This is a genomic window from Streptomyces sp. NPDC051921 (genome assembly GCF_040680975.1).
Taxonomy (GTDB): Bacteria; Actinomycetota; Actinomycetes; order Streptomycetales; family Streptomycetaceae; genus Streptomyces.
Genome location: NZ_JBFAXU010000015.1, coordinates 66,599 through 72,499 on the forward strand (window position 1 = coordinate 66,599; position 5,901 = coordinate 72,499).

Sequence of the window (5,901 nt, forward strand, 5' to 3'; positions counted from 1 at the left end):
GAGTGAGGCGGAGGCCCGCACGGAGGTGGGGGCGCAGGCCCGCACGGAGTGAGGCGGAGGCCCGCACGGAGGTGGGGGCGCAGGCCCGCACGGAGTGAGGCGGAGGCCCGCACGGAGGTGGGGGCGCAGGCCCGCACGGAGTGGGGGCTGAGCCCGCGCAGGGGTGGGGGCTGAGCCCGCGCGGGGGTGGGCGGAGGCCCCGCGCGGCGTCCGACCGGCGTGGGGCGGCCGCCGTGCGTGGTGGTTTTCCGCGCGGCGGCCGGTCCGCGTCAGCGGAGTGTCGTTCAGCGCGGGAAGGGCTTCGGCGCGGTGTTGTCCGAGTCGATGCACGCCTGGGCCCTGCGCTCCAGCGCGTCGGCCTGGGCGCGGGCCTTGCGGGCCTCCGCCTTGGCGCCGAGGCGCTGCAGCTTGGCGGCCTTGGCCCGCAGGTCGGCGGCGTCCTTGCGCATCTCCTCGACGTGGCAGGTGACCGTCTTGCCGGCGGCCTGCGCGGTCGGGGCGGTCGCGGTCTGCCCGAGCAGCAGGCCCCCGGCCAGCAGCGTCGTGGCGGCGAGAGCCGAGAGGGCACGGCGCAGCGGCGTCGTGTTCGTCATGCTTTTCACTCCAAGTTCCGGACCGTGACGGTCCGTTCAGGTATGGTCAATACCGGTTGGTAACCATAACCCGGAATGATCATGACCCTCGACCGGGGCGACGGCGGTCACGAGGTTCTCAACATCTCTCCACACGCTCTCCGTGAGTCAGCGCAAAGGCCGCCGACGGGTCCAGGAGCAGCGGCACCAGCGCGCGCAGCGACTGACGCAGCGGTACGAGCACCGCGCCGCCCGGCTCCTCGCGGACGGCGACGCCGTGCAGCCGCAGTTCGTCGCCCACCTCGGCGTACTGAGCCTCCGTCAGACGGTAGGCGCAGGGCGGGTCCTGGAGGATCTCGGCGGGTTCCGCGGGGTCGTTGTCGGCACCGCCGAGCAGGATCGGGCCACGGTCGGCGAAGCCGGCGCGGCGGGCCAGGGCGGTGGCCGCCGCCAGTCGGCCGCGCCGTTCGTCCAGGTAGGCGAACGCGCCCTGGAGCGCGGCCCGCTGGGTGGCGACGCGGCGGCGGTGGTTGCGGGCCGGATCGTCCTGCTCGCCCGGGGTCAGCGCGTCCTCGCGGGTCTCGACGAGCAGGCCCACCGCGTGCTTGACGCCCGCCGTGTTGCGCAGGATGCGCTCCTGGCCGTCGCCCGCGACCTGCCTGATCGGCTCGCCGGTGACGGGGTCGGTCCAGATGCCGTAGATGCCGCTGCTGTATCCGGCACGGCCGGCGGCGGGGCGCACGTACGTCTCCGAGAGCGTGCGGGACTCCTCGTGGACGCCCGCGCCGGTGTTGAGGTTGCGCGGCCAGAGGGCGAGCAGCTCCTTGTCGTAGTAGGGCGGGGTCGCGCCGTACTCGTGGAGGTCGTAGATCAGCTCGGGCCGCCGGTCCCGCACGAGCGCGGCGAGCGCCCGCCCCTCGGCCGTACGGAGCGCGATGTGGTCGCGGTTGATGTCGACGCCGTCGCTGTTGCCGCGGGTGTCCGCCTCGCGCCCGTCGGGGTTGGCGGTGGGGACGACCAGGACGGTCGTACGGGTCAGGAAGCGCCGGGTCCCGGGGTCCCGCGCGTACGCGAGATCGCGCAGGGTGCTCAGGCAGGCCTCGCGGCCGGAGGGTTCGTCACCGTGCTGGGAGCAGATCAGCAGCACGGTGGTGGCGCCGGTGCCGAGGGCGGCGAGTCGCAGCGGACGGCCCTGCGCGGTGGTCCCGATCCGGCGGACCGAGAGGCGGGGGCTGGTCCGGTCGACGGCGGCGAGGAAGGCCGTCTCCTCCGCCTCGGTCGTCCAGCGTGCGCCGTCGGTCGTCTCGAAGCCGGTGCGCGGCGCCCGGTCCGCGGAGGGCGCGCCGCCGGTGCCGGCCGCCTGGGTGGGGGTGGCGAGGAGCGGCAGGCCGAGGGCGGCGAGGACCGCCGTGACGGTGAACGCGCGCCGGCGGGTGCGGTGGGTGCGGGTCATCGGGCCTCACCGGGGATCGGGGCGCCGACGCGCGGGAACGCGGAGGTGCCGAACGGGGTGACACGCTGCTGAACGGCCCCGGTGGCCGGAAGGTCACCGGCCGTGGCACCCGCGCGGGGGAACGGGACGGCGCCCACGCCCGCGGCGCGGTCGAACGCCGCGGGCCCGCCGAGCAGTGGCAGGGCAGCCCGGGTACGGGCCAGGTCGAGGGTGAGGGCGGGCCGGGTCGACGGCGGGTCGAGGAGGTCCTTGTCGGTGCCCGCGACGATCAGGGCGAGTCGGTGGCCTGCCGGGACGACGTGGTCGGTCGGGGCCAGCTTCACGGTGATCGTGTACGGGCGGCCGGGGGTCAGCGGCCGGCCCACGCGCGGATCGGCCCAGGTGCCCAGGTCGGCCCAGCCGCGGCTGACGACCGTGGCGGCGACGTCCGCGGTGCGCGCCCTCGTCTCCTTGTAGCAGGCGCTGTCGCCGTCGGTGCTCGCGCCCCAGCAGGTGCGCTCGGCAAGGGTGGTGATGCCCTCGCCTGGTTCGGCGTAGGCGCGGATGGCGGCGGGGCCGAGGTCGACGAGGACGGCCGTGAGGTGCGCGCTCGTGGTGGTCGGCGTGGCCGTGAGGGTCACCGAGGAGGAGCCGGCGATCCGCAGGTCGCGGGCGAGCGGGCGGGTGGTGAACCCGGCCTTCGCGGGCGTCGACCGGTCGATGTCGGCCGCCCAGTCGAGCTCGCCGAGGGCCGGGTCGTCGGTGAAGGTCTCGGTGCCGCCGCGCGGGGCGGGCGTACGGCCCAGGCTGCCGACGCCGGGTACCGCGCCGGCCGCGGGACGCAGCACGGTGGGCGCGGTGCCGCGCGGCGGCCAGCTCCGGTCGGTGGTCCAGCGGTCGGGGGCGCGCTCGATGTCGGCCATCGGCTCGCGGTCGATGCCGTTGTCGTGGCCGAGGAGCTCGTGGTCGAACCAGCGGTGCAGCGTGCGGACCCAGGCGGCCCGGCGGAAGTCGAAGGGGTCGACGTGGCCGGTCTGCGCGAGCCAGATCTTGCGCTCGACGCCGTGTGCGGCGAGGGCGTCCCACCACTGGCCGAACTGGTTGGCGCGCACGTTGAGGTCCTGCTGTCCGTGCACGACGAAGACGCTGGCCTTGACCTTTCCGGCGTCGGGCACGTGGTTCCGCTCGCTCCAGGCCGGGGTCCAGTCACCGCTGTAGGGGGTGGCGGCGGCGATACGCTGCTGCACGGCGCCGCAACGGGTCCTGGAGTCGGGGTGGTTGACGTAGTCCGAGAGCCAGGTCGGGTTGGCGTCGTAGAGCGGGGCGCCCTGGGAGTGGAAGTAGTCGTACCAGGAGGAGATCGCGCCGATCGGGACGACCGTGCGGAGGCCCTCGACGCCGGTGGCGGCGACGCCGTTGGCGACGGTGCCGTCCCAGCTCTTGCCGATCATGCCGACGGCGCCGGTGGACCACGTGGTGGCGTCGGCCGGCTGGTCGCCGGTGCGGGAGGTCCAGCCGCGGGCGCGGCCGTTCAGCCAGTCGACGACGGCCTTGGCGGACTGGACGTCGGCGCGTCCGCCGACCTCGTCGCAGCCGTCGGAGCGGTTGGTGCCGGCGAGGTCGACGGCGGCGAAGGCGTAGCCGCGCGGGACGAAGTAGTTGTCGTAGAAGAGCGGGAACTGAACGGGCCTGCCGTCGGCGTCGTACGTCTTCTTCTGGCCTTCGTTGCCGCGTCCGCAGCAGGCGTAATAGGGGCTGGCGTCCATGATGACGGGAATCTTCCGACCGGCCGCGGCGGGTTCGCGGGGGCGGACGATGTCGACGGCCACGCGGTCGGTCCGGCCGTCGGCGTCGCCGTCGCGTCCGGTGTCGACCCAGACGGACTCGCGGACCGCGGCCGCGTACGAGTACACCGGCTGCGACTCCCGTACCGCCGGGGCCGCCTGGGCGCCCCCGGCAGGGGCGAGCAGGAGGGCGGTGAGGGCGGCCGTGGCGGCGGCGGCCAGGAATCTGCGCGACGAACGGGCTCCGCGGGTTCTCCGCACACGTATCGGCATGGGCGGAAGGTACTCCGGTGGCCCCCTGCGCAAAAGAGTGCCTCGTCGGACATCCGGTACGGGAGGTTCATGTCGGCCGAATGGCGATCATGTGACAGGGGGTGCTCTGGACGTGACGGGGCGTCGGCGGCCTGAATAGTGTCGCTGAGGACCGACGACCACCCGTGCGTCTGACGATTCTTACGACTTGGGGAGAACCCTGTGCACCGCAGAATCATCGTTCCGAGCGCCCTCGCGGCCTCCCTGCTGCTGGCGATCCCGGCATCGGCGGCCGACTTCAAGGCAGGTGCGCCGGGCATCGGCGACTCGTACTACCCGGCCAGCGGCAACGGCGGCTACGACGTCTCGCACTACGACCTGCGCCTGAAGTACCAGCCCGCCACGGACCTGTTGGAGGGCACGGCGACGATCCTCGCCACGACGACGCAGAACCTGTCCCGCTTCAACCTCGACCTCGGCCTGAAGGTCGACGAGGTGCGGGTGAACGGGCGCGTCGCGAAGTTCGCCGCCTCCGGCGACCACGAGCTCGAGGTGACCCCGGCGGCTCCGCTGGAGAAGAACAAGTCGGTCTCGATCGTGGTCCGTTACGCGGGCAAGCCCTCCGAGCTGAAGATAGGCGGCTGGTCTGCCTGGGCCCGTACCCCGGACGGCGGTGTCGCCGCGCAGGAGCCGGACTCGGCCGTGTGGTGGTTCCCGTCGAACGATCACCCGCTCGACAAGGCGACCTTCGACGTCTCCGTCCTCGTTCCGGACGGCCACCAGGCCATCAGCAACGGCGTGCTGCAGTCGCAGTCCTCGAAGCTGGGCTGGACCCGCTTCAACTGGCGCTCCAACAAGCCGCAGGCGACGTACCTCGCCACGCTCGCCGTCGGCAAGTTCGACATCACGACGGACAGGACGGCCAACGGGCTCCCGGTCCTCAACGCCTACAGCAAGGACCTGGGCGACAACGCGGGCGCCGCGCGCGCCTCGATCGAGCGGACCACCGAGGTCGCGGAGTGGCTGGAGTCGGTCTTCGGTCCGTACCCGTTCAACTCCCTCGGCGGTTACGTCCCGAACGTGACCAGCGGCTTCGCCCTGGAGACGCAGACCCGGCCCTTCTACAGCCCGCGGCAGTTCGCGAACGGCGCCAACGTGTCGGTGGTCGTGCACGAGTTGGCCCACCAGTGGTACGGCGACAGCGTGTCGGTGGCCGACTGGAAGGACATCTGGGTCAACGAGGGCTTCGCCCGCTACAGCCAGTGGCTGTGGTCGGAGAAGGAGGGCGAGGGCACGGCCCAGGAGCTCGCCGACTACGTCTACCGGACGCGGGCGGCCGACGACCCGTTCTGGACGGTGAAGCCGGGCGACCCGGGCGCGGACGACCAGTTCCACATCGCCGTGTACGACCGGGGCGCGCTGGCGCTGCAGGCGCTGCGCAACGAGGTCGGCGACGAGGACTTCTTCGCGATCCTGAAGGGCTGGCCGCAGGAGCACGCGTACGGCAACGCGCACGTGTCCGACTTCGTGAAGTACGCGGAGCGCGTCTCCGGCAAGCCGCTCGCGGGCCTCTTCGACACCTGGCTCTACCAGCCGGTCAAGCCCGCGGCCCCGGCCGCGTCGGCGGCCGGCCTGGCGGCCGCTCCGGCGGCGGGGACCGGGCGGGCGGCGAAGGCCGTGAAGCCGGCCCAGCCGAAGTCGTGGAAGAAGATCGCGGAGACGAACACCATCCACGAGAGCGAGCACGACGCCCGCTGACACGCCCGGCGGCGCCTTCGTCCCGCGGTCGGGCGGGACGGGGGCGCCGTCGTCGTCCCGGACGCCTGCCGCCTGTCGGACGCCTGCCGCCTGTCGGGCGCCG

4 protein-coding genes are annotated in these 5,901 nt (G+C 73.5%); 1 reads left to right on the top strand and 3 read right to left on the bottom strand.

All coding sequences use genetic code 11. The features are described from left to right. Positions 1 to 284: 284 nt before the first annotated feature. From AB0M16_RS20805 to AB0M16_RS20815, 3 genes are all read right to left on the bottom strand, one after another. Entirely contained in the window at positions 285 to 593 is a 309-nt protein-coding gene (locus AB0M16_RS20805) for a hypothetical protein (protein WP_365344908.1), read from the bottom strand. 118 nt (positions 594 to 711) lie between these two features. After that, the gene (locus tag AB0M16_RS20810; RefSeq protein WP_365344910.1) at positions 712 to 2,025 is read right to left on the bottom strand and encodes a M14 family metallocarboxypeptidase; all 1,314 of its coding nucleotides are present in this window, start codon (positions 2,023 to 2,025) and stop codon (positions 712 to 714) included. Beyond that, entirely contained in the window at positions 2,022 to 4,061 is a 2,040-nt protein-coding gene (locus AB0M16_RS20815) for a Xaa-Pro dipeptidyl-peptidase (protein ID WP_365344912.1), read from the bottom strand. Before AB0M16_RS20815 ends, AB0M16_RS20810 begins: the two co-directional genes overlap by 4 nt. 201 nt (positions 4,062 to 4,262) lie before the next feature. On the opposite strand from AB0M16_RS20815, the gene AB0M16_RS20820 reads away from it, so the two are divergent. Continuing rightward, positions 4,263 to 5,798: a M1 family metallopeptidase gene (locus AB0M16_RS20820; RefSeq protein ID WP_365344914.1), complete on the top strand. Its 1,536-nt coding sequence runs from the start codon at positions 4,263 to 4,265 to the stop codon at positions 5,796 to 5,798. Positions 5,799 to 5,901: the final 103 nt, after the last annotated feature.